Raw genomic sequence first — 26,734 nt, forward strand, 5'->3', positions numbered from 1 at the left:
AATTCGCTTCCACGGGTTTGAACCATAAAAACGGGGCCCGTGCAGCAGAAAAACCGTAAAGACTTTGTAAGGTTGGCCCTGCTTATTTCATAATGGCCAGCCAGCACGTTTCGCTGGACGGGCAAGCCCGCACCTTTTTCAGAGGTAAGTCGACTCCCATGAACCGCACCGGCCGCACCCTTGCATTGGGCTGCCTGTTGCTTGTCTATCCCCTGCTGACCAATGCAGGGAGCAACTCGTTGTTAATCCCAGCGGTGGGTCGTTGCACCCTCAATACTCAGCCCGAGAATCTTCCGGCTGCGCTTTCGGCATGCCAGCAAGCTGCACAATCGGGGGATGCACAAGCGCAATACGAGCTGGGCGAGTTCTATTACGAAGGCCAGAACACCCCTCGCGACCTGCCACAGGCGCTGAATTATTTCGAGCAAGCGTCATTGCTGGGCCATGCGCAGGCGCAGTATCAGCTGGGCTTGATGTTCGCCCGCGGCGAAGGCGTGCAGGCCAATAACATTCAGGCGTATATCGTGCTGAAGATGGCGGCGGTCAATGGCTCGGAAGAAGCGCTGGATGCGGCGGACGAAGTGTCGGCCAAGATGAAACGCGACGAGCTGGAAGTCGCGACCCAGGTGCTGGGCCAGATCTTCCGCAAATACCTGATGGAACTGCAAACCGCCGAAGGGCGCAGCCCGTTCTCGCCACTGCCCTGATCGAATCGCGTCAGGGCAGGCTTTCCTTGTTTTCTACTTCTCGGGCATCGGCATAGGAAACGGCATCACATTGCCACCTCCACGCGCCTCGCTGATCTTTGGCGTGCCCATGCGCTCGACCTCGTCGATGCGCACAATCGAATGCATCGGCACGAAACTGCGCACCACGCCCTCGAACTGTGCCTTGAGCTTTTCTTCGCTGGGATCAACCACGACAGTCGTACGCTCGCCGAAGACGAACTCTTCCACTTCCAGAAAACCCCACAGATCGCTCTGATAGATCTGCTTGGCGTACATCTCGAACACCTGGCCCTGGTTGAGGAAAATAACCTTGTAGATTGGAGCTTCGCGTTTGGTCATAAAAGCCGGATAACGATGGGAGATAAAAAAAGGGCACGAACTATAGCATGTCCTCCAGACAGGCAACGCTAGGAACCCGTGAGCATCGTCCCTATAATGCGCGGTTCTTTGAATCTGCTGATGATCACGCATGGCCAAGAAGCTTTATATCGAAACCCACGGTTGCCAGATGAACGAGTACGACAGCTCGCGCATGGTCGATCTGCTGGGCGAACATCAGGCCCTGGAAGTCACCGCTCGTGCGGAAGACGCCGACGTGATCCTGCTCAATACCTGCTCGATTCGCGAGCGCGCCCAGGATCGGGTCTATTCCCAACTGGGTCGCTGGCGTGAACTGAAACTGGCCAACCCCGAGATGGTCATCGCTGTCGGCGGCTGCGTCGCCAGTCAGGAAGGCGCTGCGATTCGTGATCGCGCCCCTTACGTGGACGTGGTCTTCGGCCCGCAGACCCTGCACCGTCTGCCGGAAATGATCGACACCGCCCGTATTACCCGCCTGCCCCAGGTGGACGTGTCGTTCCCGGAAATCGAGAAATTCGACCACCTGCCCGAGCCGTGCATCGATGGCCCGAGCGCGTACGTGTCGGTGATGGAAGGCTGCAGCAAGTACTGCACGTTCTGCGTCGTGCCTTATACCCGTGGCGAAGAAGTCAGCCGTCCGTTCGATGACGTCCTGGCGGAAGTCATTCACCTGGCCGAAAACGGCGTGCGTGAAATCACGCTGCTGGGCCAGAACGTCAACGGCTATCGCGGCACGACCCATGACGGCCGCGTGGCCGATCTGGCCGACCTGATCCGCGTGGTTGCGGCAGTCGACGGTATCGACCGCATCCGCTACACCACTTCGCACCCTCTGGAGTTTTCCGACAGCCTGATCCAGGCTCACGCCGAAGTGCCGGAGCTGGTCAAACACCTGCATTTGCCTGTGCAATCGGGCTCCGACCGCGTTCTGGCAGCCATGAAGCGCAACCACACCACGCTGGAATACAAGTCCAAGCTGCGCAAGCTCAAGGCTGCCGTGCCGGGTATCAGCATCAGTTCGGACTTCATCGTCGGCTTTCCGGGGGAAACCGAGAAAGACTTCGAGAACACCATGAAGCTGATCCAGGACGTGGGTTTCGACTTCTCGTTCTCGTTCATCTACAGCCCGCGCCCTGGCACACCAGCCGCCGATCTGAAAGACGACACCCCGGAAGCCCTCAAAAAGGAACGCCTGGCGGCCCTGCAACATCGTCTCAACCAGCAGGGTTTCGAGATCAGCCGACAAATGGTCGGCAGCACCCAGCGCATTCTGGTGACCGATTACTCGAAAAAAGACCCCGGAGAGCTGCAAGGGCGCACCGAAAACAACCGGATCGTCAACTTTCGCTGCGACAACCCCAAGCTGATCGGGCAATTCGCCGATGTACACATTGACGATGCACAGCCGCATTCCTTGCGGGGTTCGCTGTTGCAGTAACGTTTTTTCGCAAATGAATTCGCGCCCACAAATGGCCGTGTGGGCGCGAATTCATTCGCGAACAACTCCTGCATGGCAAGTCAGACCTTTCGCCCAAGGTTCTCTAGGGGTATTCTTCAATTCAACTCAACTGCCGTCGGGCGGCTAAAAACGACCTTGAACGCTCCCACAGAACCTCATCGCTTCATCCTCGAACCTTTCGAGGCCCATCGTTTCGCCAACTTGTGCGGGCAACTCGACGAGCATCTGCGCTTGATCGAACAACGCCTGGACATCGAGATCCGCAATCGCGGCAATCAATTCGAGCTCATTGGCGAGTCCCGGCAAACCACCTCGGCTGAAAACCTTCTGCGCCGCCTGTACCGTGAAACCAAAGGTACGGACCTGACGCCAGACATGGTTCACCTGTTCCTGCAGGAATCCGGTGTCGACGGGCTGGACAACCATCCGGCCGCCGAAGTGGGCGTGGCCCTGCGCACCAAGAAAGGCATGATTCGCCCACGCGGCTTGAATCAGCAGCGTTACGTCAAGGAAATCCTCGGTAACGACATCAACTTCGGCATCGGCCCTGCGGGTACCGGCAAGACCTATCTGGCTGTCGCCTGTGCGGTGGATGCCCTGGAGCGCGAACAGATCCGCCGTATCCTGCTGGTGCGTCCGGCCGTGGAAGCGGGCGAAAAGCTCGGCTTCCTGCCCGGCGACCTGGCCCAGAAGATCGACCCCTATCTGCGCCCGCTCTACGACGCCCTCTACGAAATGCTGGGCTTCGAGTACGTCGCCAAGCTGATCGAGAAGCAGGTCATTGAAGTTGCACCGCTGGCCTACATGCGCGGACGCACCCTTAATAACAGCTTCATCATTCTCGACGAGAGTCAGAACACCACCGTCGAGCAGATGAAAATGTTCCTGACACGTATTGGCTTCGGCTCTACCGCCGTCATCACGGGTGACATTACCCAGGTCGACCTGCCCAAGGGCACGAAGTCGGGCCTGACTCATGTCATCGATGTCCTCAAGGACGTACCGGGCATCAGCTTTACCCATTTCAAACCCAAGGACGTGGTTCGCCATCCGCTGGTGCAACGCATCGTCGAAGCCTATGAGCGCTTCGATGACCGTTTCAGCGACACGCAGAGCAGCAGCGTCAATTCCTCACGGGACAGCCGCCGCGATGCTTGAGCTGGATCTGCAACTGGCAAGCGAAACAAAAGCCCCCAGCGAAGCCCAGTTCCGCCTCTGGTGCGAAATGGGCCTGCGCCAGCGCAGCGCCGATTCGGAGCTGACCATCCGTCTGGTCGACGAACCCGAAGGGCGCGAACTTAATCACACATGGCGGCACAAAGATTACGCCACCAACGTGCTTTCCTTTCCTGCGGACGTGCCCGACGACATGCTGGACATCCCGTTGCTGGGTGATCTGGTCATCTGCGTGCCGGTGGTCAATCGCGAAGCACAGGAACAAGGCAAGGCCGTTGATGCGCACTGGGCGCACATGGTCATTCACGGCTGCCTTCATCTGCTTGGTTACGACCATATCGACGATGAAGAGGCCGAAGAAATGGAAGCACTGGAACGAACGTTGCTTGAGGAACTGGGCTATCCGGATCCTTATGCAGACGACGAAAGCGCCGAACATCAACCTTCAGAAACGACAAGCAAGGATCACGAGTAAGGGCTATGAGCGAAGACCGATCGAGCAACGGACAAAAGTCATGGCTGGGTAAACTGACCCAGGCTTTTGTCCACGAGCCGAAAAACCGCCAGGAGCTGCTTGAGCTGCTGCGCGAAGCCCAACAGAACAAACTGCTGGACAGCGAAGCGCTGGCCATTGTCGAAGGCGCCATTCAGGTGGCTGACCTGCAAGTACGCGACATCATGGTGCCGCGCTCGCAGATGATCAGCATCAAGGCGACCCAGACACCCCGCGAATTCCTGCCAGCTGTCATCGATGCCGCGCATTCGCGCTATCCGGTGATCGGCGAAAGCCACGACGACGTGCTCGGCGTGCTGCTGGCCAAGGATCTGCTGCCGCTGATCCTCAAGGCCGACGGCGACAGCGACGACATCAAGAGCCTGCTGCGCCCGGCGACATTCGTCCCCGAGTCCAAGCGCCTCAACGTGCTGCTGCGCGAGTTCCGCGCCAACCACAACCACATGGCCATCGTCATCGACGAATACGGCGGTGTGGCGGGTCTGGTGACCATCGAAGACGTACTGGAACAGATCGTCGGCGACATCGAGGACGAGCATGACGTCGAAGAGGACAGCTATATCAAACCGCTGCCCAGCGGCGACTTCCTGGTCAAGGCCCTGACTCCCATCGAGAGCTTCAACGAGTTCTTCGACAGCGAATTCTCCGATGATGAATTCGATACGGTCGGCGGGCTGGTCATGAATGCCTTCGGTCATTTGCCCAAGCGCAACGAAATCACCGAAATCGGTGCCTATCGTTTCCGCGTCCTGAGCGCTGACAGCCGTCGCATTCACTTACTACGCCTGAGCCCTATCTCTCGCCCGTAACGCTTCAAGGAATAGACATGCGCTGGATAACCCGTCCCGGCTGGCCCGGTAATCTGCTGGCCGTGGCGGCTGGCGGACTCACGACCCTGGCCCTGGCACCCTTCGACATCTGGCCTCTAGCCCTGGTGGCGGTGGCGATTTTCTACCTGGGCCTGCGCGAACCGAGTCCGCGCCAGGCATTCGTCCGAGGCTGGTGCTACGGCTTCGGCCTGTTCGGCGCAGGCACCAGCTGGATCTACGTCAGCATCAACACCTACGGCGGTGCATCGCCACTGCTGGCCGGGTTGTTGATGCTGCTGTTCATCAGCCTGATCGCCCTGTTCTTTGCCCTGCCCGCCTGGGTCTGGGCACGCTGGATTCGCCGCAATGAAGCACCTTTGGCCGACGCCCTGGCCTTCGCAGCCTTATGGACCGCCCAGGAAGCGTTCCGCGGCTGGTTCCTGACCGGCTTCCCGTGGCTGTATTCGGGTTACAGCCAGCTCCATGGTCCGCTGGCCGGTCTGGCACCGGTCGGTGGCATCTGGCTTATCTCCTTCGTACTGGCGCTGACCGTTGCACTGCTGAGCAATCTGCACCGCTTGCGGGCACGCAAGTCCTTCCTGGCGGCAGGCATCGCGCTGTTGCTGGCCCCCTGGATTATCGGTATCGCCCTCAAAAACCACGCCTGGACTTCACCGGCGGGCGCACCGCTGAAAGTCGCAGCGATACAGGGCAACATCGAACAAAGCATGAAGTGGGACCCCAAGCAGTTGAATGCGCAACTGGCGCTTTATCGCGACATGACTTTCAACTCGCAGCAGGCCGACCTGATCGTCTGGCCGGAAACGGCTGTGCCGGTGCTCAAGGAGTCGGCGGAAGGTTACCTGACGATGATGGGCAAGTTCGCCGCCCAACGAGGCTCGGCGCTCATTACCGGCGTACCGGTGCGCGAAGTGACCGAGCGCGGCGAGTCCCGCTACTACAACGGCATCACGGTCACTGGCGAAGGTGATGGCACCTACCTGAAGCAGAAGCTCGTTCCGTTTGGCGAATACGTGCCGCTGCAGGACATTCTGCGCGGGCTGATCGCCTTCTTCGACCTGCCGATGTCAGACTTCGCCCGCGGCCCGAGCGACCAGAGCATGTTGCAGGCCAAGGGTTATCAGGTTGCGCCGTTCATTTGCTATGAAGTGGTCTACCCGGAATTCGCGGCCGGCCTTGCGGCACAAAGCGACGTGCTGCTGACCATCAGCAATGACACCTGGTTCGGCACCTCCATCGGCCCGCTGCAACACCTGCAAATGGCTCAGATGCGTGCCCTGGAGGCCGGTCGCTGGATGATCCGCGCCACCAACAACGGCGTCACCGGCCTGATCGACCCGTTCGGCAAGATCACCGTGCAGATACCGCAATTCGAACGCGGCGTACTGTATGGCGAAGTGGTCCCGATGCAGGAACTGACACCCTACCTGCACTGGCGCTCATGGCCGCTGATCATACTCTGCGGGCTGCTGTTTGGCTGGGCGTTGCTGGCGGCGCGGATTGCGAAGACGGTATAGGAGCACAAGCTGCAAGCTGCAAGCTGCAAGCTGCAAGCTGCAAGCTGCAAGCTTTTGACTTGAAGCTTGCGGCTTGCGGCTTGCAACTTGCCGCTTCCCGCTCAATACATTGCCCTATAAAACAGCTGCCCCAACGCCTCGTTGATCAGCCACATGTTCTGCATGAAGGCCTTGGCTTCCGGCATCCAGCCACCCAATGGCTGGTCGTTGGCGCCTCCCAGGAATCCGACGGGGGCGGCGACTACGGTGAAACCTGCTTCCTCGAAGCTCCAGCGTGAGCGAGGCATGTGCCAGGCCTGAGTGACCACTACAACGCGCTTGATTCCCAAGGGCTGCAAGACCTCGGCTGTCATGGTCGCGTTCTCCCAGGTGGTGCGGCTGAGCCCTTCCTGCCAGCGCACCGTGACACCGAAGTCATCCTGCAGCGATTGAGCCATGATCGCTGCCTCGCTTGGCGGCTCACCAAAATGCAGGCCACCGGTTGTCAGGATCGGCAGCCCTGAAGCCTTCGACAATTGTGCAGCAAAGCGCAACCGCTCAAGTCCGGGCCCCGTCGGGGTATCCGTGCCCCAGGCCGGGTCATTACGCTCGCGCCCTGCCCCAAGAACCACAATGGCATCGGCCTGCTGTGCAAGCGTCGACCACTGCTGGCGCGACAGCGGCTGCTCGCTTTCAAGCCCCCGCGCAGCCCACTCCACCACCACAGGCAGGGTCATCAGCCAGAAGCCGCCCAGGCCCAGCGTGAAACACACAGCCGCGATACGCGGACGGGTGCGACGCAGCCACCAGGCGCTGATCAGCAATACAAAGAAAATGCCCGGAGGCAGAAGAAGGGCTTTAAGCAGGTAACGTATAGGCATCGAGCATCTCCAGAGATGCCCGAAGCCTAAGTTTTTTGAAACTAAGCAGCAATGCTTATAAGGCGGACACGCAGCCCGCTACGGTTTAGAGCTTGAACGTGGTATTTGACGTGTAACGGCTCAACCCACCCGATGCCCTGGCCCGCCTCTTGTCCTTGAGCCAGATGATTCTGGCGGACTCTTTAGGCGGCATTATCGAATGTGTCTGCTCCGGCGAAACAATGAAACTGCCCTCAGACTTACCCTTAACAGCCCCGCTCACACCCACCGTATCTTTCTCAAGATAAGCCTCGATAAATTCGAGTTCGGCACTGCTCAAACCTGCAAGCTCAAGCTCGACGGGCGACTCGTTACGGAGTCGAACCGCGGTATCTGCCGTTTCCAGAGCAAGCCCCAGACGATGGATCAAACGTTCATACAGCTCAGGAGTGCTTACTGTGTGCTGCAACTCTGTCATCCGCTCACCTCTTTGAAGAGTAAAAACATACTCTCGTCATTGAGCTTAGCGCTGCTGTAAAAACAGGCGAGATACTGCGACCAACGGCCAGATAGAGCCGTCTGAACGGTCTTTGGAGGGGCGGTGCAACAATCAGCGTTTCCCTCGGTAGACAGCGCTCATGTATGCTACGGCGCTTCCTGTAATTCCACTTCCGCTCTCCAAGAGCCTGTACGCACCGCAAAGACAGTCACGATTGTCCGGCAAAGGGTGCCAAGCTGACTCGGCGAAGCAATGAAGAGGTCAAGGGTCACCAATCTTTAGTAAAAAGTAGCCATGCACGAACTCTATCAGCCCCGCGAAATCGAAGCCGCCGCCCAAGCCTTTTGGGAAGAGCAAAAGTCTTTTGAAGTCAGTGAGCAGCCAGGCAAGGAAACATTCTACTGCCTGTCGATGTTCCCTTATCCGAGCGGCAAGCTGCACATGGGTCATGTGCGCAACTACACCATTGGCGACGTGATCTCTCGCTACCAGCGCATGCAGGGCAAGAACGTCCTGCAGCCCCTGGGCTGGGATGCTTTCGGCATGCCTGCGGAAAACGCCGCAATCGACAACAATGTCGCGCCGGCCAAGTGGACTTACGAAAACATCGCTTACATGAAGGCTCAGCTCAAGAGCCTGGGCCTGGCCATCGACTGGTCCCGTGAAGTGACCACCTGCAAGCCAGACTACTACCGCTGGGAACAATGGCTGTTCACTCGCCTGTTCGAGAAAGGGGTGATCTACCGCAAGAACGGCACCGTCAACTGGGACCCGATCGACCAGACCGTACTGGCCAACGAGCAGGTCATCGACGGCCGTGGCTGGCGTTCGGGCGCGCTGATCGAGAAGCGCGAAATCCCGATGTACTACTTCAAGATCACTGCCTACGCCGATGAGCTGCTGCAAAGCCTCGACGAGTTGCCGGGCTGGCCTGAACAGGTCAAGACCATGCAGCGCAACTGGATCGGCAAGTCCCGTGGCATGGAAGTCCAGTTCCCTTACAACGAAGCTTCCATTGGCGAAGCCGGCGCGCTGAAAGTCTTCACCACACGCCCCGACACCCTGATGGGCGCCACCTACGTGGCCGTGGCCGCCGAGCACCCGCTGGCGACCCAGGCAGCGCAAGGCAATCCCGAGCTGCAAGCGTTCATCGATGAGTGCAAGGGCGGCAGCGTCGCCGAAGCCGACGTCGCCACCCAGGAAAAGAAAGGCCTGCCGACTTCGCTGTTCGTCGAGCATCCACTGACCGGTGAAAAACTGCCGGTGTGGGTCGCCAACTACGTGCTGATGCACTACGGCGATGGCGCGGTAATGGCCGTACCGGCTCATGACGAGCGCGATTACGAGTTCGCCACCAAGTACAACCTGCCGATCAAGGCCGTTGTGCGTACCAGCGCGGGCGACGAAACCCCGGCGCCATGGCAGGAAGCCTACGGCGAGCATGGCGTGCTGATCAATTCCGGCGAATTCGACGGCCTGGATTTCCAGGGCGCGTTCGACGCCATCGAAGCCGCCCTTCTGAAGAAAAACCTGGGCCAGTCCCGCACCCAGTTCCGCCTGCGCGACTGGGGCATCAGCCGCCAGCGCTACTGGGGCTGCCCGATCCCGATCGTCCACTGCGCCACGTGCGGCGACGTACCGGTTCCGGAAGATCAACTGCCGGTCGTACTGCCGGAAGACGTCGTACCCGACGGTGCAGGCTCGCCACTGGCGCGCATGCCTGAGTTCTACGAGTGCAGTTGCCCGAAATGTGGCGCACCGGCCAAGCGTGAAACCGACACCATGGACACCTTCGTGGAATCGTCCTGGTACTACGCTCGTTACGCTTCCCCGCACTACGAAGGTGGTCTGGTCGAGCCGAACGCTGCCAACCACTGGTTGCCGGTGGATCAATACATCGGCGGTATCGAACACGCGATCCTGCACCTGCTCTATGCGCGCTTCTTCCACAAACTGATGCGCGACGAAGGTCTGGTAACGTCCAACGAGCCGTTCAAGAACCTGCTGACTCAAGGCATGGTCAACGCCGAAACCTACTTCCGCATGGAAGCCAGTGGCAAGAAGACCTGGATCAACCCTGCCGATGTAACCCTGGAGCGTGACGCCAAGGCCAAGGTCATCAGCGCAGTCCTGACCAGCGACGGCCTGCCAGTGGAAATCGGTGGCACCGAAAAGATGTCGAAGTCGAAGAAAAACGGCATCGACCCGCAAACCATGATCGACCAGTACGGCGCCGACACCTGCCGTCTGTTCATGATGTTCGCCTCGCCGCCTGACATGAGCCTGGAATGGTCCGACTCCGGCGTCGAAGGTTCGCACCGCTTCCTGCGCCGCGTATGGCGTCTGGCTCAGGCCCACGTTGGCCAGGGCCTGCCGGGCAGCCTCGATCTGACGACCCTGAGCGATGACCAGAAGGCCATCCGCCGCTCCATTCATCAGGCGATCAAACAGGCGAGCCAGGATATTGGTCAGAACCAGAAATTCAACACGGCCGTCGCCCAGGTGATGACCTTGATGAACGTGCTGGAAAAGGTCCCGCAGGCCACTGCCCAGGATCGCGCACTGCTTCAGGAAGGCCTGGAAACCGTCGCCCTGCTGCTGGCACCGATCACGCCGCACATCAGCCACGAGCTGTGGAAACAGCTGGGGCATGACAATGCGGTTATCGATGCCGGCTGGCCGGTTCTGGACGAAAGCGCACTGGTACAGGACAGCCTGCAACTGGTGATTCAGGTCAACGGCAAGCTGCGTGGCCAGATCGAAATGCCGGCCAGCGCCAGCCGCGAAGAAGTCGAAGCCGCTGCACGGGTCAACGAAAACGTGCTGCGCTTCATCGATGGCCTGACGATCCGCAAAGTGATCGTCGTGCCGGGCAAGCTGGTCAATATCGTCGCAAGCTGATTGGATCGGGCGCCTGGCAAGGGTCGGGCGCCAGACATATTTCCAGGGCTGCATGGTCGGCCCAAACGGATTCAAGGGGAGCATCAAGATGATCAAACGCAATTTGCTGGTGATGGGCCTGGCGGTGTTGTTGAGTGCCTGTGGCTTCCAGCTGCGTGGCACCGGCACCAACGAGCTGGCGATCAAGGAACTGGATCTGAGTGCACGCAATCAGTACGGCGAGACAGTCACCCAGCTCAATCGCACACTGACCAACTCGGGCGTCAAGATCTACACCGGCGCGCCCTACAAGCTGATCCTGACCAACGAAGCCGAAACCCAGCGCACCGCCAGCTATTCGGGCTCCGGTCGCTCGGCCGAGTACCAGCTGACCGTTACGCTCAACTACGAAATGCGTGGCGAGAAAGACCTCGTCCTGCTGGGCGATAAAGTCACCGTGGAGAAGATCTACAACCACGACGGCAACAACCTGACCGCTTCGGACAACGAAGCCCAGCAAGTGCGCAATGAAATGCGTAGCGAACTGGTCCAGAAGATGATGGCTCGTCTGCAACAGTTGACCCCGGAGCGTCTGGAGCAACTGCAGAAGAAAGCCAACGATGTTGCCAAGGCTGAAGCGGACGCTCTGGAAGCGGCCCAGCGGGTACGCGACGCAACACCTCAGCAATCGCCTCTCGAAATACCAGCCAGGTAAGTGTCCGGGGCCAGCTTGCTGGCCCCGGTATCATCTGAACCATGAAACTCGCCCCCGCCCAACTCAGCAAGCATCTGCAAGGCGCGCTCGCGCCTGTGTATGTCATCAGCGGCGACGATCCGCTGCTCTGCCAGGAAGCTGCCGACGCCATCCGCACGGCCGCACGCCAGCAAGGTTTCGACGAACGCCAGGTATTCAGCGCCGACGCCAGCTTTGACTGGGGCACGCTGTTGCAGGCAGGTGCCAGCATGTCGCTGTTCGCTGAGCGCCGTCTGCTGGAACTGCGCCTGCCGTCGGGGAAACCCGGCGACAAAGGCGCTGCCGCGCTGATGGAGTACTGCGCCAACCCTGCCGAAGACACGCTGCTGCTGATCAGCCTGCCCAAGCTGGACGGCAGCGCCCAGAAGACCAAATGGGGCAAGGCGCTGATCGAAGGCCCGCAGACCCAGTTCCTGCAGATCTGGCCGGTGGATATCGGCCAGTTGCCGCAATGGATTCGCCAGCGTCTTTCCCAGGCCGGACTGTCTGCCACTCAGGATGCCGTCGAGCTGATTGCAGCCCGTGTCGAAGGCAACCTGCTGGCTGCCGCCCAGGAAGTCGAAAAGCTCAAGCTGATGGCCGAGGAAGGCCAGATCACCGTCGACACCGTACAGGCTGCCGTGGCTGACAGCGCACGCTTCGATGTTTTCGGCCTGACCGACGCGGTACTCAATGGCGAAGCCGCCCATGCCCTGCGCATTCTGGAAGGACTGCGCGGTGAAGGCGTCGAGACGCCGGTGATTCTCTGGGCGCTGACCCGGGAGCTTCGGGTACTGGCCAACATGTCATTGCAGTACAGCCAGGGCATCCCGCTGGATAAAGTCTTCAGCTCGGCAAGGCCGCCGATCTGGGACAAGCGCAAACCCCTGATGAGCAAAGCCCTGCAACGCTACTCCGCCAAGCGCTGGGCTCAGTTGCTGATGGACGCCCAACGCATCGACGCCCAGATCAAAGGCCAGGCCGCCGGTTCACCCTGGAGCAGCCTGAGTCGGTTGGCCCTGTTGATGGCTGGCCAGAAACTGCCGTTGCCTGCTGAGTGAACGCTTGTTCGTGAATGAATTCGCTCCTACGGATTTTTTTTTGTAGGAGCGAATTCATTCGCGAACAAGGTCTGCCATAGCACACAACTATTAGACACAAGCCCCACCCTGCCTGATCATACGCACCGTTCAATCCCCAGCCGAGAGTACCCCGCCATGAGCAAACCGAAGCGGCCGAACAAGGCCAAGTCCATCATTGCCCAGCCATTGTTCCGCAGTCGTCAGGAACGACCAGCCAAGGGCAAAGGCAGCTACCGCCGCGAAGCCTTCCAGTCTAAAAGCTGGGAGGCTTCTTGCTTTCTGGCTGCGTGATAAAGAGCAACAAGCCTCCAGGCGCTTTCAACCGCCAAGCCGTGTTAAGGTCTGCATCTGTCGTCGGTAATCCCTTTGGACCCAAGCATGCCTTCTTGTTTTACCCATCCCTGGCAGTTGCGCCAACTCATCGCCGCCTCCAGCCTTATTGCTCTGGTAGCTTGCGCAGAAAAACCCACTGCTGCCGATGCCACCCCTCTTCAAGCCAGCAAGACCCTGCCTGTTGCGCCCGTAGCGGTGCCGACACCGGCTCTGGTCGTGGATGAAAACCTCACCATCCAGCCCGCCATCAGCTTTGCGGAATGGCAGGCAGGCTTTCGCAATCAGGCACTGAAGGCCGGTATTCGCGCAGACGTCTTCGACCGTGCATTCAGCGGCGTGACGCCAGACATGAGCGTGGTAAAGGCCGACCGCAGCCAGCCGGAGTTCAGCCGCCCGGTGTGGGAATACCTGGACGGCGCGATTTCTGCCGCACGGGTACGCAAGGGCCAGGCCCTGCTTTCCCAGTACAGCACCGACCTGCAGAACATCGAGCAACGCTATGGCGTCGACCGTCAGGCACTGGTCGCGGTATGGGGCATGGAGAGTAACTTCGGACAGTTCCAGGGTTCACAGTCGGTAATCCGCTCTCTGGCCACACTGGCCTATGAAGGCCGTCGCCCGGACTTCGCCCAGAGCCAGTTGCTGGCGGCGCTGGAAATCCTCCAGCAAGGCGATATCACGCCTGAGAAAATGCTTGGCTCATGGGCTGGCGCCATGGGACAGACCCAGTTCATACCGACCACCTACAACACCCATGCGGTGGACTTCAACGGAGACGGTCGTCGGGATATCTGGAACACACCGGCCGACGCCCTGGCGTCCACCGCTCATTACCTGCAAAGCTCCGGATGGCAGCGTGGCCAGCCGTGGGGCTTCGAAGTCGTGTTGAGTTCGGATTTCGACTACGCCCTGGCTGACGCGTCGACCCGAAAGAGCCTGACTGAATGGCAAAAGCTTGGCCTGAAGCTTCCCGACGGCTCGGCACTGCCTCTGGCCTCCAGCCAGCAGCAAGCGGCCCTGCTTCTGCCTGCAGGCTATCGCGGCCCGGCCTTTCTGGTGCTGGACAACTTCCGCGCCATCCTGCGCTACAACAACTCGTCGTCCTATGCCCTGGCCATCAGCCTGCTGTCCGACCGCTTCAAGGGGGCCGGTTACATCGTAGGCAATTGGCCTCGTACAGACCTGCCTCTGAGCCGCTCAGAGCGGATCGAGCTGCAGACCCTGCTGTCGGCCCGCAAGTACGATGCAGGCGCGCCAGACGGCATTATCGGCGCCAACACCCGCAAGGCGATTCGCAGTGCCCAACAGTCTCTGGGCTGGCCAGCCGATGGCTATCCGACTCATGAGCTGCTGAACAACCTGCGCAAACCCTGACAGACCGCCATAAAAAAACGGGCCGGATATCACTATCCGGCCCGTTTTTCATTACCCGTCAAATGCTCTTCAGAGCAGATTCTTGGCAATCTTGGCCTGTTCGTCAGCGTGGTACGACGAACGCACCAGCGGCCCGGAAGCCACGTTCTTGAAGCCCATCTTGTAACCTTCCTCGGCGAACCAGGCAAAAGTGTCTGGATGCACGAAGCGCTGAACCGGCAAGTGGCTGCGCGAAGGTTGCAGGTACTGACCCAGGGTCAGCATGTCGATGTCGTGTTCGCGCATGCGCTGCATGACTTCGATGACTTCGTCGTCGGTTTCGCCCAGGCCCAGCATCAGACCGGATTTGGTCGGAACGTGCGGCACCATCTGCTTGAAGCGTTGCAGCAGGGTAAGCGACCACTGGTAGTCAGAACCCGGACGCGCAGCCTTGTACAGGCGCGGTACGGTTTCCAGGTTGTGGTTGAACACATCAGGCGGCTCGGCTGCGGTGATTTCCAGCGCAACGTCCATGCGGCCACGGTAGTCCGGGACCAGGGTTTCGAGCTGGACATTCGGCGACAGGGCACGGATTTCACGGATGCAGTCGGCAAAGTGCTGGGCACCGCCGTCGCGCAGGTCGTCGCGGTCCACCGAGGTGATGACCACGTACTTGAGGCGCAGGTCGGCAATCGCCACCGCCAGGTTATGCGGTTCTTCGGTGTCCAGAGGCTTCGGACGGCCATGGCCGACGTCGCAGAACGGGCAGCGACGGGTGCAGATGTCACCCATGATCATGAAGGTCGCGGTACCGCCGGAGAAACACTCGCCCAGGTTCGGGCAGGATGCCTCTTCGCAGACGCTGTGCAGCTTGTGCTTGCGCAGCAGTTGCTTGATACGGTCGACTTCAGGGGAAACCGGGATTCGTACACGAATCCAGTCCGGCTTCTTGGGCAATTCAACCGTCGGGATGATCTTGACCGGGATGCGTGCGACTTTTTCGGCACCGCGCAGCTTTACGCCCGCTTCGACTTTCGGACGGGGAGCGCGCTCGGAAACATCCAGCGTCGGGATCAGGGTTTGCACGGTGTCAGTCATATCATTCTATTCCGCCCGTAAGGGTCGCCTGCTCAGCATAGTCGAGGTGTTTGACGAGCTGCGCGCGCAGCCGGGCACTTACCTCGGAAAATTCCGTCTTCCCTGCGTGATCGCGCAACTGGGTCATTGCCAGCCCGGCATATCCACAGGGGTTGATGCGGCGGAACGGCTCCAGGTCCATGTCGACGTTCAACGCCAGTCCATGGAACGAACAACCGTTACGAATGCGCAGGCCGAGAGACGCGATTTTCGCGCCGTCGACATATACGCCAGGGGCATCGGCCTTGGCCGCCGCCGTCACCCCATAACTGTCCAGCAAGGCAATAAGGGTGTTTTCGATCCGGGTAACCAGATCGCGAACCCCGAAACCAAGGCGCCTGACATCGAGCAACAGATAGGCAACCAATTGGCCGGGGCCATGATAGGTCACTTGGCCGCCACGATCGACCTGTACGACAGGAATATTACCCGGCAACAGCAAATGTTCTGCCTTGCCGGACTGTCCCTGGGTAAAGACCGGGGGATGCTGCACCAGCCAGATCTCGTCTGCGGTGTCACGGTCACGCCCGTCGGTGAAGCGCTGCATGGCATGCCAGGCGCTTTCGTAATCGATCAAGCCAAGATCACGAAAGCCCAGGATATCGCCCATCAGAGCACCATGTGCACGACACCCGTAGCGCGAAGAGCACTATTGATATCGCGCAACTGGTCTTCGCCGGTGGCGACGATATGCAGTTGTACGGTGGTGTACTTGCCGTTGCTGCTCTGACGCTCGGCGAGCGTGGAGACGTCGATCTTGGCATGTTTGCCGAGAATCTCGATCACTGCAGCAGTAAAACCCACGCTGGTATCACCGATCACCTTGATCGGGTAGTCATCGCAGGGGAATTCGATTTTGTGCGACTTGACGTCGGTATCGGTCATGGCAGTAAAGGTCTCACAAGCCGTGACGACGGACACGCGGCCTGCTCAGGAAGCAGGCCGCGAGAAGGTCGGCATTGATTACTAGAAGGTCAGTTGAACAAGCCGTAGAAGAACAAGCGAATGCTATCCCACACGCGGCGGAAAATACCACCTTCCTCGACAGCTTCAAGTGCGATCAGGTTGGCAGTGTGCACAACCTTGTCTTCCTTCTTCACTTCAACCTTGCCGATCACGTCACCCTTGGCAATGGGCGCAACCAGTTGCGGGTTCATGGTCATGCTGGCGCTGAGCTTCTTCATGTCGCCCTTGGGCATGGTCATGCTCAGGTCTTCTGCCAGACCGGCCTTGACCTGACGGGTGGAGCCTTTCCAGACGGACGCCTGGGCCAGCTCGGTACCCTTCTGGTAGAAGTTCTGGGTTTCGAAGAAACGGAAACCGTAGGTCAGCAGCTTCTGGGTTTCGGCTGCACGAGCCTGCTCGCTGTTGGTGCCGAACACCACGGCGATCAGACGCATGCCGTCACGTACGGCCGAGGACACCATGCAGTAGCCGGCTTCTTCGGTGTGGCCGGTTTTCAGACCGTCAACGGTCTTGTCGCGCCACAGCAGCAGGTTGCGGTTAGGCTGTTTGATGCCGTTCCAGAAGAACTCTTTCTGCGAGTAGATCGCGTAGTGAGCCGGGTCTTCGTGGATGATGGCACGTGCCAGGATGGCCATGTCATGAGCCGACGAGTAGTGCTCGGGGTTCGGCAGACCGGTCGGGTTCATGAAGTGACTGTTGGTCATGCCCAGATCGCCAGCCGTCTTGTTCATCATGTCGGCGAAAGCGTCTTCGCTGCCGGCAATGTGCTCGGCCACTGCAACGCTGGCGTCGTTACCCGACTGGATGATGATGCCGTGCAACAGGTCGCTGACCGTTACCTGGCTGCCAACCTTGATGAACATCCGCGAACCGCCGGTGCGCCAGGCGTTTTCGCTGACGGTGACCGGATCGTTCTCGCCGATCTGGCCGCGACGGATTTCCAGGGTTGCGATGTAGGCCGTCATCAGCTTGGTCAGGCTCGCAGGAGCCAGACGCTGGTCACCGTTGTTTTCAACCAGAACGTTGCCGCTGGAGGCATCCATCAGCACGTAGGACTTGGCGGCCAGTTGCGGCGCAGCAGGCGTCATCTGTTCGGCAGCCCAGGCAGCCGGGGCAATGACCAGTGGCACAAGCAGGCACAAACGTTTTGCAAAGGTGGTGATGTTCATCCGTCTCTCGAAATTGCTAATGGGCAAACATGCCCTCACGGGCAAAGCGGAACAAGCTGGCGAAGCGCATGCACTTCACCGCGGCTCGTGGCGCCAGGCTAAAACCCTGGCTGACAAGATCGCCTGTTCAACACACGATCCTGCGGGCAGTGCCTGCAACACTTGCTCTGACGGCAAGTCCGCATTGCGGGCCACTGCATATCGCTCTTCATACTGCCAAGAACGACTGTTGACTCAATCCAGTGTTACAAGGCTCGGCTGACCAAGGTTGGCCGATCTGACACTATCCTGCAATTGCTGGGCTTCACCCTGAGTGCCTATCGGCCCCATGCGAACCCGATAGAGCGTCTGTTGGTTGCGGGCTATCGAACTCACGAAAACCGGCGCCCGGACCATCGCGCTCAACTTCGATCTCAGGAGCTCTGCAGCGTCCGGATTCGCGAAGGCTCCCACCTGGAGAAATAGCCCAGAGGCTTGTCCTGAAGCGTTTTTTTTTGCGTCAACCTGCAAAGGTACAGGCGGAGCGGCATGCTGCTGAGGCGGTGGCGTGTATTGCTCGACCGTCCCGGTGGAGGTCGTGAACGCCGGCGTAGCCGCCTGGGCCACCACTTGTGGCTGATCCAGGGCCAATGGCGCCGGGCGACCCCGTTGTGCCCACCATTCCTGGGGATCGATACCTTCGACCTTGACCCGCGCCGTGCCGATTTCGGCATAACCGAGCTTCTTGGCGGCCGCATAGGACAGGTCGATGATCCGGTCGGAGTAGAACGGACCACGGTCGTTGACGCGCAGAATCACGGTGCGGTTGTTGTCCAGGTTGGTCACACGCACATAGCTGGGCAATGGCAGGGTCTTGTGGGCCGCGCTCATGCCGTACAGGTCATAGACCTCGCCATTGGCGGTGTTCTGACCATGAAACTTGGTGCCGTACCAGGAAGCCGTACCCGTGGCGACATAGCGCTTGGATTCGCTCATCGGGAAGTAGCTCTTGCCCAGCACCGTATAAGGGTTGGCCTTGTAGGGACCTGTGTGGACAGTCGGCGTGGCATCGGGAATACGCGAGATATCCACATCCCACCAGGGAGCCCCGTCCTTGTGCGCACGGTTGATATCGAGCCCGGGAGCAGAGCGCACGGCGGTGCCGCTCTGCTGTTGTGGCGACCGCGAAGTGGACGAGCAGCTTGCCATCAGCAATGCCAGCCCAGCACAAGCCAGCACTTTCAAAGGTGTACGAATCGGCAATGGCCGCATTACTTAACGCCTCGTGCTTGAACCAACGATTCAGACAGCTGATACACGGCCATGGCGTACATCACACTGCGGTTATATCGCGTGATTGCATAAAAATTATTCAATCCCAGCCAGTATTCCGGACCTTGATCGCCTTCAAGGCGAAATGCCGTGACGGGCAGGTCGTCACGCAGCGCATCATGACTCGCCCAGCCCAGGCCTCGCAACTCCCCGACCGACATGACCGGGTCCAGAGCAGGGCTCAAACCCTCATCGACCCGACTGCCGCGTGCCGAGGCACGACTGACGACACGCTGTCCGGCCACCCAGCCATGGCGCTTGAAGTAGCTGGCGACACTGCCGATGGCATCGTCCGGATCGGTCCAGATATTGATGTGCCCGTCACCGTCGAAATCCACGGCATAGGCGCGAAAGCTGCTCGGCATGAACTGCGGCAGGCCCATCGCACCGGCGTAGGAGCCCTTGAGCGTCAGAGGATCGACCTGCTGTTCACGGGCCAGCAGCAGGAACTCGCGCAGTTCCTTGCGGAAAAACGGGGCGCGGGGCGGATAGTCGAAGCCCAGCGTGGACAGCGCATCGATCACCCGGTAGTTGCCGGTATTGCGACCGAAGAAGGTTTCGACGCCGATGATCGATACGATGATCTGCGCAGGCACGCCATATTCCTGCTCGGCACGAGCCAGGGCCGCTTCATGCTGACGCCAGAAATCGACGCCGCGAGCGATACGGGCATCGGTAATGAACATCGGGCGATATTCTTTCCACTGCTTGACCCGTTCGGCCGGGCGGGAAATGGCATCTAGGATCGCCTGCTTGCGCTCGACCTCGCGAAACACGTCCATCAATTGCTCGCCGGCAAAACCGTACTCACGGGTCATCTCACCGACAAATTCGGCCACTTGAGGAGAACCTTCGTAGTCGCCGGCGATAGCTTCTTGTACAGATCCAAGGATGCTGACCAGACCGACCACCGGAGCATATCGAGCCCAGTTTCGCACTACCTGCATTGAATTCTTCACCTTAATCAAACCTGAGCGATCCATTTACGATGCGTATGGATCGACATCAAAACCCCAAACGCTGACAGCAGCGTCACGAGCGAAGTTCCGCCATAGCTAATGAAAGGCAGTGGTACGCCTACAACCGGCAACAGGCCACTGACCATACCGATATTGACGAATACATAAACAAAAAATGTCATTGTCAGCGCCCCGGCCAGCAACTTGCCGAACAGGGTCTGGGCTTGCGCGGTGATGACCAGGCCACGACCGATCAGCAGCAGGTAAATGACCAGCAGCGCGCAGATCCCCACCAGGCCGAATTCCTCGCCCAGTACGGCAATGATGAAGTCCGTGTGGCTTTCAGGCAGGAAGTCCAGGTGCGACTGGGTGCCCAGCAGCCAGCCCTTGCCGAAGACGCCACCCGAACCGATGGCCGCCTTGGACTGGATGATGTTCCAGCCGGTGCCCAGCGGGTCGCTTTCCGGATCGAGAAAGGTCAGTACCCGCTGCTTCTGGTAGTCGTGCATGAAGAAGAACCACATGGCGACAGCCGCTGGCACCGCAGCAGCCAGCACGCTGACGATCCAGCGCCAGCGCAGCCCGGCCATGAACAGCACGAAGGCGCCCGAAGCAAGGATCAGCAGCGAGGTGCCAAGGTCAGGCTGGCGCACGATCAGCACGAAGGGCACGCCGATCAGCGCAAGACTGACCGCCACATGCTTGAGCTGCGGCGGCAAGGTGCGCTTGGACAGGTACCAGGCGATGGTCGCCGGCATGATGATTTTCAGGAACTCCGAAGGCTGGAAGCGGATGACCCCCGGAATGTTGATCCAGCGCGTGGCCCCCATGGCGTTGTGGCCCATCACATCCACCACCACCAGCAACAACACGCCCATGACGTACATGACCGGCACCCAGCGCGCCATGAATCGCGGCTCGAACTGGGCAATGATCAGCATCGCCGTCAGGCCGATCCCGAAAGAGCTGGCCTGCTTGAGCAGCAGATCCCAGTTCTTGCCGCTGGCCGAATACAGGACGAACAGGCTGCCCGCCGCCAGGGTGAGCAACAGGATCAGCAACGGGCCATCGATATGGATGCGCTGCAGCAACGTCGCACGACGACGCATCACGTCTTCGCTGGAAAGGATGCGGTCGAAATTACTCTTCACGGGCCGCAGCCTCCGGATTCAGGGAACCGGCGTACTCAGGCTTGAGTGCGCCATTCTGGTCGAGCAGCCAGGCATCCATCACCTGACGAACCACGGGAGCCGCAACGCCAGAGCCGGACTCACCGTTCTCCACCATCACAGCCACGACAATCTTGGGGTTGTCGGCGGGCGCAAAGCCCACGAACAAGGCGTGGTCACGATGGCGCTCCTGAACCTTGGTGCGGTCGTACTTCTCACCCTGCTTGATGGCGACAACCTGAGCGGTACCGCTTTTACCGGCGATCCGGTATTGCGCACCGATGGAAGCCTTGCGCGCCGTACCACGGGCGCCGTGCATCACTTCCTGCATGCCGTGGTTCACCCTGGCCCAGTTGGACGGGTCGCGCAGGATGATGTCCGGCATCGGGTTCTCGTCAACCGGCGCCTTGCCTTCGATGCTCTTGGCCAGATGCGGCCGGTTCCATTTGCCCTTGTTGGCGACCAGCGCCGTGGCCTGCGCCAGTTGCAGCGGCGTGGCCTGCATATAGCCCTGGCCGATCCCGAGAATCAGGGTTTCGCCGGGGAACCACGCCTGACGCCGGGTGGCCCGTTTCCAGTCACGGGACGGCATCAGGCCGGGAGATTCCTCGAACATGTCCAGAGACACCTTCTGCCCAAGACCGAACTTGTTCATGTAGCTGGACAGCCGATCGATACCGAGCTTGTGCGCCAGATCGTAGAAATAGGTGTCGTTCGAACGCATGATCGCCACATCGAGGTCCACCCAGCCATCGCCGGTGCGGTTCCAGTTGCGGTATTTGTGGTCATAGTTCGGCAACTGGTAGTAGCCGGGGTCGAACACACGGGAAGACGGAGTCACGACGCCAGCATCCAGACCGGCAATGGCGACCGCTGGCTTGATGGTGGAACCCGGCGGATAAAGGCCGCGCAGAATACGGTTGAACAGTGGCCGGTCGATGGAATCGCGCAGCTCGGCATAAGCCTTGAAGCTGATGCCCGTCACGAACAGATTCGGATCGAAACTCGGTGCGCTGACCATCGCCAGCACCTCACCGGTATTCGGCTCCAGGGCCACTACGGCACCGCGACGACCGCCCAGTGCGGCTTCGGCGGCTTCCTGAAGATTGATGTCCAGGCTCAGGACGATGTCCTTGCCGGGAATCGGGTCGGTGCGCTTGAGCACACGCAAGACACGGCCCCGGGCATTGGTTTCGACTTCTTCGTAACCGACCTGACCATGCAGCTCGTCTTCGTAGAAACGCTCGATACCGGTCTTGCCGATATGGTGCGTGCCGCTGTAATTGACGGGATCGAGGCCTTTGAGCTCTTTCTCGTTGATGCGGCCCATGTAACCGACCGAGTGGGCAAAGTGCGGCCCCTGGGGATAGTGACGGACCAGTTGCGCAACCACTTCGACGCCAGGCAGGCGGAACTGGTTAACAGCGATCAGGGCAATCTGCTCTTCGGTCAGCTCGAACAGGATCGGCACCGGCTCGAATGGCCGACGCCCCTGTTTCATGCGTTTCTCGAAGATGATGCGGTCATCGGGCGTGAGCTGCAGCACTTCGACGATGGTATCGAGCACCTGGGACCAGTTGCCGGAGCGCTCGCGGGTCACGCTGAGGCTGAAGCTTGGCCGGTTGTCGGCCACCACAACGCCGTTGCGGTCGAAAATCAGGCCGCGACTCGGCGGAATCGGCTGGACATGGACCCGGTTGTTTTCCGACAGGGTCGAGTGATAGTCGTACTGAATGACTTGCAGGAAATACAGGCGCGCAATCAGGACGCACACCAGCAACATGACGGCCACTGCCCCGAACACGACCCTGCTGCGCACAAGGCGTGCGTCTTTTTCATGGTCTTTTAGGCGGATCGGCTGAGGCATCTAGGGCGCGTTCACAGTAAAGACAAGGCTACTTGTGATAAGGGTGCCCGGACAGAACTGTCCAGGCGCGATAGATCTGCTCACCGATCAGGATCCGCACCAGCGGGTGCGGCAAGGTCAGTGGTGACAGCGACCAGCGCTGCTCGCTGCGCGCGCAAACCTCGGGGGCAAGGCCTTCCGGCCCTCCGACCATGAGGTTTACCGTGCGCGAGTCCAGACGCCAGCGATCAAGCTCGCTCGCCAGTTGTTCGGTGCTCCAGGGCTTGCCCTGCACTTCAAGCGTGACGATCCGCTCACCCGGTTGCACCTTGGCCAGCATGGCTTCGCCTTCCTGACGGATCAGGCGTGCCACGTCGGCATTCTTGCCACGGGTATTGAGCGGAATTTCCACGAGTTCAAGCGCAAGTTCGGAAGGAAGACGCTTGGCGTACTCATGCCACCCCTCTTCCACCCACTTGGGCATACGCGAACCAACGGCGATCAGACGCAGACGCACAACGATGCCTTATTCGTGGCCCGGAGTGTGGTGCGCAGCGCTGGCAGCGCGGCTCTGCTCTGCGCCTTGCCACAGACGCTCCAGGTCGTAGAACTGACGTGCGGCAGCAGTCATCACGTGAACCACGACATCGCCCAGGTCCAGCAGAACCCAGTCGCTGTCGCCCTTGCCTTCTTCGCTCAGCGGCATCAGGCCGGCAGCCTTGACCTTCTCGCGAACGTTATCGACCAGCGCGTTGAGCTGGCGGTTGGAAGTACCGGTGCAGATCAGCATGTAATCGGCGATGCTGGTCTTGTCACGCACGTCGAGCGCCAGGATGTCCGACCCTTTGACGTCTTCCAGTGCAGCCGTTGCCAATGCCACGACTTCTTCACTACTCATTTTCTGCTTTGTCATAAAAAACTCATTCAACTCATAGGTGTGGAAACGCCCAAACGCTTATCTATAAAAGCAGCTTCAGGGCGATCCATCAGTTTTCGGCGCACAGTACAGTCCGTGCACATCGATATAGGCCAGTACCGCGTCTGGCACCAGAAAACGTACCGACTTACCGCTGGCCAGCAGTTGACGGATCTGGGTGGCAGACACCGATAACGGCGTCTGCCAGACGAATGTAATGTGTCCGCCCGGCCCTTTCAGGGCCTTGGGGTCGCTGACCGAGCGTGCCGCCAGCAGGTTGCGCATGGCATCCGGCGACTCGCTGTCCGCGTCCGGGCGTTGCAGCACCACGATATGGCAGTGCTCCAGCAGTTCTTCCCACCGATACCAGGTGGGCAGCCCGCAAAAGGCATCCCAGCCCAATAACAGAAACAACTGGTCCTCTGCGGCCAGTTCGGCCCGCATCGATTCCAGAGTGTCGATGGTGTACGACGGTTTATCCCGTTTCAGCTCACGGTCATCCACCGTCAAGGGTGACACACCGGCCACCGCACACTGAACCATCGCCAGACGGTCCTGCGCAGTCACGCTCGGCATGTCGCGATGGGGAGGTCTGGCGCTGGGCGTCAGGCGCAACTCATCGAGTTCAAGCAGCTCGGCCACTTCCAGTGCGCCGCGCAAATGACCTATATGTACCGGGTCGAACGTTCCCCCCAGCATGCCGATACGTCTGGGCAAGGCTGCTACGGGCTCGCTCAAGTCAGGCTGGCTCCTGGCCGCGCAATTGACCGTCACCGATCACGATGTACTTCTCGCAGGTCAGGCCTTCAAGGCCGACAGGGCCACGGGCGTGCAGCTTATCAGTAGAAATGCCGATCTCGGCACCCAGACCGTACTCGAAGCCATCGGCGAAGCAGGTCGGGGCATTGATCATCACCGAACTGGAGTCGACTTCCGCCATGAAACGGCGAATCTGGCCCTGCTGCTCGGAAACGATGGCGTCGCTGTGATGCGAGCCATAGTGGTTGATGTGTTCGATGGCTTCATCCAGCCCGGTCACTACGCGAATCGACAGGATCGCCGCCAGGTACTCGGTGTGCCAGTCTTCTTCGGTCGCCGGAATCGCGTCGATCAGCTCGCGGGTACGTTCGCAGCCACGCAACTCGACGCCCTTTTCATGAAAGCGGGCCGCCATTGCAGGCAGGAACTCGGCCGCAACGGCCTGATCCACCAGCAGGGTTTCCATCGAGCCGCAGATACCGTAACGGTAGGTCTTGGCATTGAAGGCGATGTTCCGGGCCTTGGGCAAATCGGCGTAAGCGCTGACATACACGTGGCAGATGCCGTCCAGATGCTTGATGACCGGCACACGGGCATCACGGCTGACACGCTCCACCAACCCCTTGCCGCCACGCGGAACGATGACGTCCACGTATTCGGGCATGGTGATCAGCGCGCCCACGGCATCGCGATCGGTGGTTTCGACAACCTGCACCACACCGGAAGGCAACCCGGACTCGGCCAGACCGCGCTGGATGCAGGCAGCCACTGCACGGTTGGAATGAATGGCCTCGGAGCCGCCGCGCAGGATAGTGGCGTTGCCGGACTTGAGGCACAGGCTCGCGGCATCGATGGTCACGTTCGGGCGCGACTCATAGATGATCCCGACTACGCCCAGCGGCACGCGCATCTTGCCGACCTGAATACCTGAAGGCCGGTAGCTCATGTCGCGGATGGCGCCTACCGGGTCCGGCAGACTGGCAACCTGACGCAACCCGACGATCATGCTGTCGATACGTGCGGGGGTCAGGGCCAGGCGTTCGAGCATGGCGGGAGCCAGGCCATTGGCGCGACCTGCGTTCAGGTCAAGCTCGTTGGCGGCGGACAGCTCGGTGCGGGCTTCGTCCAGAGCGGCGGCAATGGCCTGCAGGGCGCGGTTTTTCTGCGCTGTGCTGGCACGACCGATCACTCGCGAAGCTTCGCGGGCGGCGCGACCCAGGCGGGTCATGTAGTCAAGAACGGACTCAGTCATGGTCTCAGAGGTCTTGGCAGAGAAGAAAGCGGCCGATTATAGCTGTCGCGCCGCCCGAACGACAGCGCAGACAGGCGGATGGTCGATAACAGTGCAAAAAATGACCATGCAGCGCCCATTTCGCCAGCATCCAGCCTCTCAGGGTGAAAGGTTGCGAGTGAGCCTGTATTTTTGTCATGTCCAGAAACAACAAAGTTGGCGGCCAAATGACATTAAGGTGCTTTTAAGACAGCGCTTGTTATGATTTGCGCCCTCTCACTTCATGTGTCCGCTTATGCCCGTTGCTCTTGCCGACAGCTTTTTCAACCGAGATGCCCAGGTCCTGGCCCGCGACCTGCTGGGCAAGGTCATCCGGCACAAGGTCGGTGAGCTATGGCTGGCAGCACGGATCATTGAGACCGAAGCCTATTACTGCGCCGACAAGGGCAGCCATGCTTCGCTGGGCTACACCGAAAAACGCAAGGCGCTGTTTCTGGACGGTGGGCACATCTACATGTATTACGCCCGTGGCGGGGACTCGCTGAATTTCAGCGCCCAGGGCCCTGGCAATGCGGTGCTGATCAAGTCCGGTTTTGCCTGGGTCGATGAACTCAGCGATGCCAATGCCCTGGCACAGATGCAACTCAACAACCCGGATGCCAGCGGAGCCATTCGCCCGCAGGAGCGCCTGTGTGCGGGCCAGACGCTGCTGTGCAAGGCACTGGGCCTGAAAGTGCCCATGTGGGACGCCAAGCGCTTCGATCCGCAAAAGCTGCTCGTCGAAGACATTGGCCAGACACCGAAACTCATCGTTCAAACCACACGCCTGGGGATTCCCCAAGGCCGCGACGAGCACTTGATGTACCGCTTCGTCGATGCCGAATACGCCCGCTTCTGCACGCGGAACCCACTACGTCGCGGTCAGGTCGAAGGCCGCGACTATTTTCTAATCCCTCAAGGAAACTGAT

The 26,734-nt window shown here is 59.9% G+C and carries 27 protein-coding genes; 12 read left to right on the forward strand and 15 right to left on the reverse strand.

Going from position 1 to position 26,734, the window contains the following annotated elements:
* Positions 1-158: 158 nt before the first annotated feature.
* Positions 159-707: a tetratricopeptide repeat protein gene (locus KQP88_RS21175; protein WP_025261950.1), complete on the forward strand. Its 549-nt coding sequence runs from the start codon at positions 159-161 to the stop codon at positions 705-707.
* A 33-nt stretch (positions 708-740) separates the two neighbouring features.
* On the opposite strand, the gene KQP88_RS21180 is transcribed toward KQP88_RS21175, so the two are convergent.
* On the reverse strand, positions 741-1,067 hold the full coding sequence (locus KQP88_RS21180) for a DUF1820 family protein (protein ID WP_025261951.1): 327 nt from the start codon (positions 1,065-1,067) through the stop codon (positions 741-743).
* A gap of 130 nt (positions 1,068-1,197) precedes the next feature.
* Between KQP88_RS21180 and miaB the strand changes: the two genes are divergently transcribed.
* From miaB to lnt, 5 genes are all read left to right on the forward strand, one after another.
* Positions 1,198-2,526, forward strand: a complete 1,329-nt coding sequence (gene miaB / locus KQP88_RS21185) for a tRNA (N6-isopentenyl adenosine(37)-C2)-methylthiotransferase MiaB (RefSeq protein ID WP_216704106.1) — start codon at positions 1,198-1,200, stop codon at positions 2,524-2,526.
* A gap of 156 nt (positions 2,527-2,682) precedes the next feature.
* Complete coding sequence (locus KQP88_RS21190) at positions 2,683-3,705, forward strand: PhoH family protein (protein WP_025261953.1); 1,023 nt, start codon at positions 2,683-2,685, stop codon at positions 3,703-3,705.
* The gene (ybeY, locus tag KQP88_RS21195; RefSeq protein WP_025261954.1) at positions 3,698-4,198 is read left to right on the forward strand and encodes an rRNA maturation RNase YbeY; all 501 of its coding nucleotides are present in this window, start codon (positions 3,698-3,700) and stop codon (positions 4,196-4,198) included. The genes KQP88_RS21190 and ybeY overlap by 8 nt, the downstream gene beginning before the upstream one ends.
* 5 nt (positions 4,199-4,203) lie before the next feature.
* Positions 4,204-5,046, forward strand: a complete 843-nt coding sequence (locus tag KQP88_RS21200) for an HlyC/CorC family transporter (RefSeq protein ID WP_025261955.1) — start codon at positions 4,204-4,206, stop codon at positions 5,044-5,046.
* A gap of 17 nt (positions 5,047-5,063) precedes the next feature.
* Positions 5,064-6,584, forward strand: coding sequence for an apolipoprotein N-acyltransferase (gene lnt, locus KQP88_RS21205; RefSeq protein ID WP_216704107.1), 1,521 nt, complete (start codon positions 5,064-5,066; stop codon positions 6,582-6,584).
* Between the two features lie 101 nt (positions 6,585-6,685).
* On the opposite strand, the gene KQP88_RS21210 is transcribed toward lnt, so the two are convergent.
* Complete coding sequence (locus KQP88_RS21210) at positions 6,686-7,444, reverse strand: YdcF family protein (RefSeq protein ID WP_216704108.1); 759 nt, start codon at positions 7,442-7,444, stop codon at positions 6,686-6,688.
* 85 nt (positions 7,445-7,529) lie between these two features.
* Positions 7,530-7,901 carry a hypothetical protein gene (locus tag KQP88_RS21215; RefSeq protein ID WP_200994501.1) on the reverse strand — a complete coding sequence of 124 codons (372 nt, stop codon included), beginning with the start codon at positions 7,899-7,901 and terminating at the stop codon, positions 7,530-7,532.
* Between the two features lie 315 nt (positions 7,902-8,216).
* On the opposite strand from KQP88_RS21215, the gene leuS reads away from it, so the two are divergent.
* From leuS to KQP88_RS21240, 5 genes are all read left to right on the forward strand, one after another.
* Positions 8,217-10,823 (forward strand): leucine--tRNA ligase, encoded by a 2,607-nt coding sequence (gene leuS / locus KQP88_RS21220; protein WP_216704109.1) that lies wholly within the window; start codon positions 8,217-8,219, stop codon positions 10,821-10,823.
* Positions 10,824-10,911: 88 nt separating this feature from the next.
* Positions 10,912-11,517: an LPS-assembly lipoprotein LptE gene (locus tag KQP88_RS21225; protein ID WP_200994499.1), complete on the forward strand. Its 606-nt coding sequence runs from the start codon at positions 10,912-10,914 to the stop codon at positions 11,515-11,517.
* Positions 11,518-11,558: 41 nt separating this feature from the next.
* Complete coding sequence (holA, locus tag KQP88_RS21230) at positions 11,559-12,596, forward strand: DNA polymerase III subunit delta (protein ID WP_025261961.1); 1,038 nt, start codon at positions 11,559-11,561, stop codon at positions 12,594-12,596.
* 156 nt (positions 12,597-12,752) lie between these two features.
* A complete protein-coding gene (gene arfA / locus KQP88_RS21235; RefSeq protein WP_198728013.1) occupies positions 12,753-12,908 on the forward strand; it encodes an alternative ribosome rescue factor ArfA in 156 nt (51 codons plus the stop codon).
* 87 nt (positions 12,909-12,995) lie between these two features.
* Positions 12,996-14,324, forward strand: a complete 1,329-nt coding sequence (locus KQP88_RS21240; protein WP_200994497.1) for a lytic murein transglycosylase — start codon at positions 12,996-12,998, stop codon at positions 14,322-14,324.
* 69 nt (positions 14,325-14,393) lie between these two features.
* Here the strand turns inward: KQP88_RS21240 and lipA are convergent, their stop codons facing one another.
* The 12 genes from lipA to KQP88_RS21300 form a co-directional block, all read right to left on the reverse strand.
* Positions 14,394-15,401 (reverse strand): lipoyl synthase, encoded by a 1,008-nt coding sequence (gene lipA, locus KQP88_RS21245; RefSeq protein WP_025261964.1) that lies wholly within the window; start codon positions 15,399-15,401, stop codon positions 14,394-14,396.
* 1 nt (position 15,402) lies between these two features.
* The gene (lipB, locus tag KQP88_RS21250; protein ID WP_200994496.1) at positions 15,403-16,050 is read right to left on the reverse strand and encodes a lipoyl(octanoyl) transferase LipB; all 648 of its coding nucleotides are present in this window, start codon (positions 16,048-16,050) and stop codon (positions 15,403-15,405) included.
* Positions 16,050-16,325, reverse strand: a complete 276-nt coding sequence (locus KQP88_RS21255; protein WP_025261966.1) for a DUF493 domain-containing protein — start codon at positions 16,323-16,325, stop codon at positions 16,050-16,052. Before KQP88_RS21255 ends, lipB begins: the two co-directional genes overlap by 1 nt.
* Positions 16,326-16,414: 89 nt before the next feature.
* Complete coding sequence (locus KQP88_RS21260; RefSeq protein ID WP_200994495.1) at positions 16,415-17,575, reverse strand: D-alanyl-D-alanine carboxypeptidase family protein; 1,161 nt, start codon at positions 17,573-17,575, stop codon at positions 16,415-16,417.
* A 234-nt stretch (positions 17,576-17,809) separates the two neighbouring features.
* The gene (locus KQP88_RS21265; RefSeq protein ID WP_200994494.1) at positions 17,810-18,826 is read right to left on the reverse strand and encodes a septal ring lytic transglycosylase RlpA family protein; all 1,017 of its coding nucleotides are present in this window, start codon (positions 18,824-18,826) and stop codon (positions 17,810-17,812) included.
* Positions 18,826-19,833 carry a lytic murein transglycosylase B gene (mltB, locus tag KQP88_RS21270; protein WP_200994493.1) on the reverse strand — a complete coding sequence of 336 codons (1,008 nt, stop codon included), beginning with the start codon at positions 19,831-19,833 and terminating at the stop codon, positions 18,826-18,828. The genes KQP88_RS21265 and mltB overlap by 1 nt, the downstream gene beginning before the upstream one ends.
* A 17-nt stretch (positions 19,834-19,850) precedes the next feature.
* On the reverse strand, positions 19,851-20,954 hold the full coding sequence (gene rodA / locus KQP88_RS21275; RefSeq protein ID WP_200994609.1) for a rod shape-determining protein RodA: 1,104 nt from the start codon (positions 20,952-20,954) through the stop codon (positions 19,851-19,853).
* Between the two features lie 31 nt (positions 20,955-20,985).
* Positions 20,986-22,881 carry a penicillin-binding protein 2 gene (mrdA, locus tag KQP88_RS21280; RefSeq protein WP_216704110.1) on the reverse strand — a complete coding sequence of 632 codons (1,896 nt, stop codon included), beginning with the start codon at positions 22,879-22,881 and terminating at the stop codon, positions 20,986-20,988.
* 28 nt (positions 22,882-22,909) lie between these two features.
* Positions 22,910-23,377, reverse strand: a complete 468-nt coding sequence (gene rlmH, locus KQP88_RS21285) for a 23S rRNA (pseudouridine(1915)-N(3))-methyltransferase RlmH (RefSeq protein ID WP_025261972.1) — start codon at positions 23,375-23,377, stop codon at positions 22,910-22,912.
* Between the two features lie 9 nt (positions 23,378-23,386).
* Positions 23,387-23,773: a ribosome silencing factor gene (gene rsfS, locus KQP88_RS21290; RefSeq protein WP_025261973.1), complete on the reverse strand. Its 387-nt coding sequence runs from the start codon at positions 23,771-23,773 to the stop codon at positions 23,387-23,389.
* Between the two features lie 60 nt (positions 23,774-23,833).
* Positions 23,834-24,493, reverse strand: a complete 660-nt coding sequence (nadD, locus tag KQP88_RS21295) for a nicotinate-nucleotide adenylyltransferase (RefSeq protein ID WP_162883684.1) — start codon at positions 24,491-24,493, stop codon at positions 23,834-23,836.
* A gap of 22 nt (positions 24,494-24,515) precedes the next feature.
* Positions 24,516-25,787 (reverse strand): glutamate-5-semialdehyde dehydrogenase, encoded by a 1,272-nt coding sequence (locus tag KQP88_RS21300; RefSeq protein WP_198728019.1) that lies wholly within the window; start codon positions 25,785-25,787, stop codon positions 24,516-24,518.
* Positions 25,788-26,061: 274 nt separating this feature from the next.
* Here KQP88_RS21300 and KQP88_RS21305 point away from each other — a divergent pair, with 274 nt between their 5' ends.
* Positions 26,062-26,733, forward strand: coding sequence for a DNA-3-methyladenine glycosylase (locus tag KQP88_RS21305; RefSeq protein WP_216704111.1), 672 nt, complete (start codon positions 26,062-26,064; stop codon positions 26,731-26,733).
* Position 26,734: the final 1 nt, after the last annotated feature.

Origin of the sequence: Pseudomonas lijiangensis, assembly GCF_018968705.1 — a bacterium.
Lineage (GTDB): Bacteria > Pseudomonadota > Gammaproteobacteria > Pseudomonadales > Pseudomonadaceae > Aquipseudomonas > Aquipseudomonas lijiangensis.

Coding starts and splice junctions, on each gene's coding strand:
- arfA (WP_198728013.1), top strand. CDS start 12,753: ATGAGCAAACCGAAGCGGCCGAACAAGGCCAAGTCCATCATTGCCCAG.
- leuS (WP_216704109.1), top strand. CDS start 8,217: ATGCACGAACTCTATCAGCCCCGCGAAATCGAAGCCGCCGCCCAAGCC.
- mrdA (WP_216704110.1), bottom strand. CDS start 22,881: ATGCCTCAGCCGATCCGCCTAAAAGACCATGAAAAAGACGCACGCCTT.
- KQP88_RS21215 (WP_200994501.1), bottom strand. CDS start 7,901: ATGACAGAGTTGCAGCACACAGTAAGCACTCCTGAGCTGTATGAACGT.
- ybeY (WP_025261954.1), top strand. CDS start 3,698: ATGCTTGAGCTGGATCTGCAACTGGCAAGCGAAACAAAAGCCCCCAGC.
- holA (WP_025261961.1), top strand. CDS start 11,559: ATGAAACTCGCCCCCGCCCAACTCAGCAAGCATCTGCAAGGCGCGCTC.
- rodA (WP_200994609.1), bottom strand. CDS start 20,954: ATGCGTCGTCGTGCGACGTTGCTGCAGCGCATCCATATCGATGGCCCG.
- rsfS (WP_025261973.1), bottom strand. CDS start 23,773: ATGACAAAGCAGAAAATGAGTAGTGAAGAAGTCGTGGCATTGGCAACG.
- KQP88_RS21210 (WP_216704108.1), bottom strand. CDS start 7,444: ATGCCTATACGTTACCTGCTTAAAGCCCTTCTTCTGCCTCCGGGCATT.
- KQP88_RS21175 (WP_025261950.1), top strand. CDS start 159: ATGAACCGCACCGGCCGCACCCTTGCATTGGGCTGCCTGTTGCTTGTC.
- KQP88_RS21200 (WP_025261955.1), top strand. CDS start 4,204: ATGAGCGAAGACCGATCGAGCAACGGACAAAAGTCATGGCTGGGTAAA.
- KQP88_RS21240 (WP_200994497.1), top strand. CDS start 12,996: ATGCCTTCTTGTTTTACCCATCCCTGGCAGTTGCGCCAACTCATCGCC.
- lipA (WP_025261964.1), bottom strand. CDS start 15,401: ATGACTGACACCGTGCAAACCCTGATCCCGACGCTGGATGTTTCCGAG.
- KQP88_RS21225 (WP_200994499.1), top strand. CDS start 10,912: ATGATCAAACGCAATTTGCTGGTGATGGGCCTGGCGGTGTTGTTGAGT.
- miaB (WP_216704106.1), top strand. CDS start 1,198: ATGGCCAAGAAGCTTTATATCGAAACCCACGGTTGCCAGATGAACGAG.
- KQP88_RS21180 (WP_025261951.1), bottom strand. CDS start 1,067: ATGACCAAACGCGAAGCTCCAATCTACAAGGTTATTTTCCTCAACCAG.
- lnt (WP_216704107.1), top strand. CDS start 5,064: ATGCGCTGGATAACCCGTCCCGGCTGGCCCGGTAATCTGCTGGCCGTG.
- lipB (WP_200994496.1), bottom strand. CDS start 16,050: ATGGGCGATATCCTGGGCTTTCGTGATCTTGGCTTGATCGATTACGAA.
- KQP88_RS21300 (WP_198728019.1), bottom strand. CDS start 25,787: ATGACTGAGTCCGTTCTTGACTACATGACCCGCCTGGGTCGCGCCGCC.
- KQP88_RS21255 (WP_025261966.1), bottom strand. CDS start 16,325: ATGACCGATACCGACGTCAAGTCGCACAAAATCGAATTCCCCTGCGAT.
- KQP88_RS21305 (WP_216704111.1), top strand. CDS start 26,062: ATGCCCGTTGCTCTTGCCGACAGCTTTTTCAACCGAGATGCCCAGGTC.
- KQP88_RS21260 (WP_200994495.1), bottom strand. CDS start 17,575: ATGAACATCACCACCTTTGCAAAACGTTTGTGCCTGCTTGTGCCACTG.
- KQP88_RS21265 (WP_200994494.1), bottom strand. CDS start 18,826: ATGCGGCCATTGCCGATTCGTACACCTTTGAAAGTGCTGGCTTGTGCT.
- mltB (WP_200994493.1), bottom strand. CDS start 19,833: ATGCAGGTAGTGCGAAACTGGGCTCGATATGCTCCGGTGGTCGGTCTG.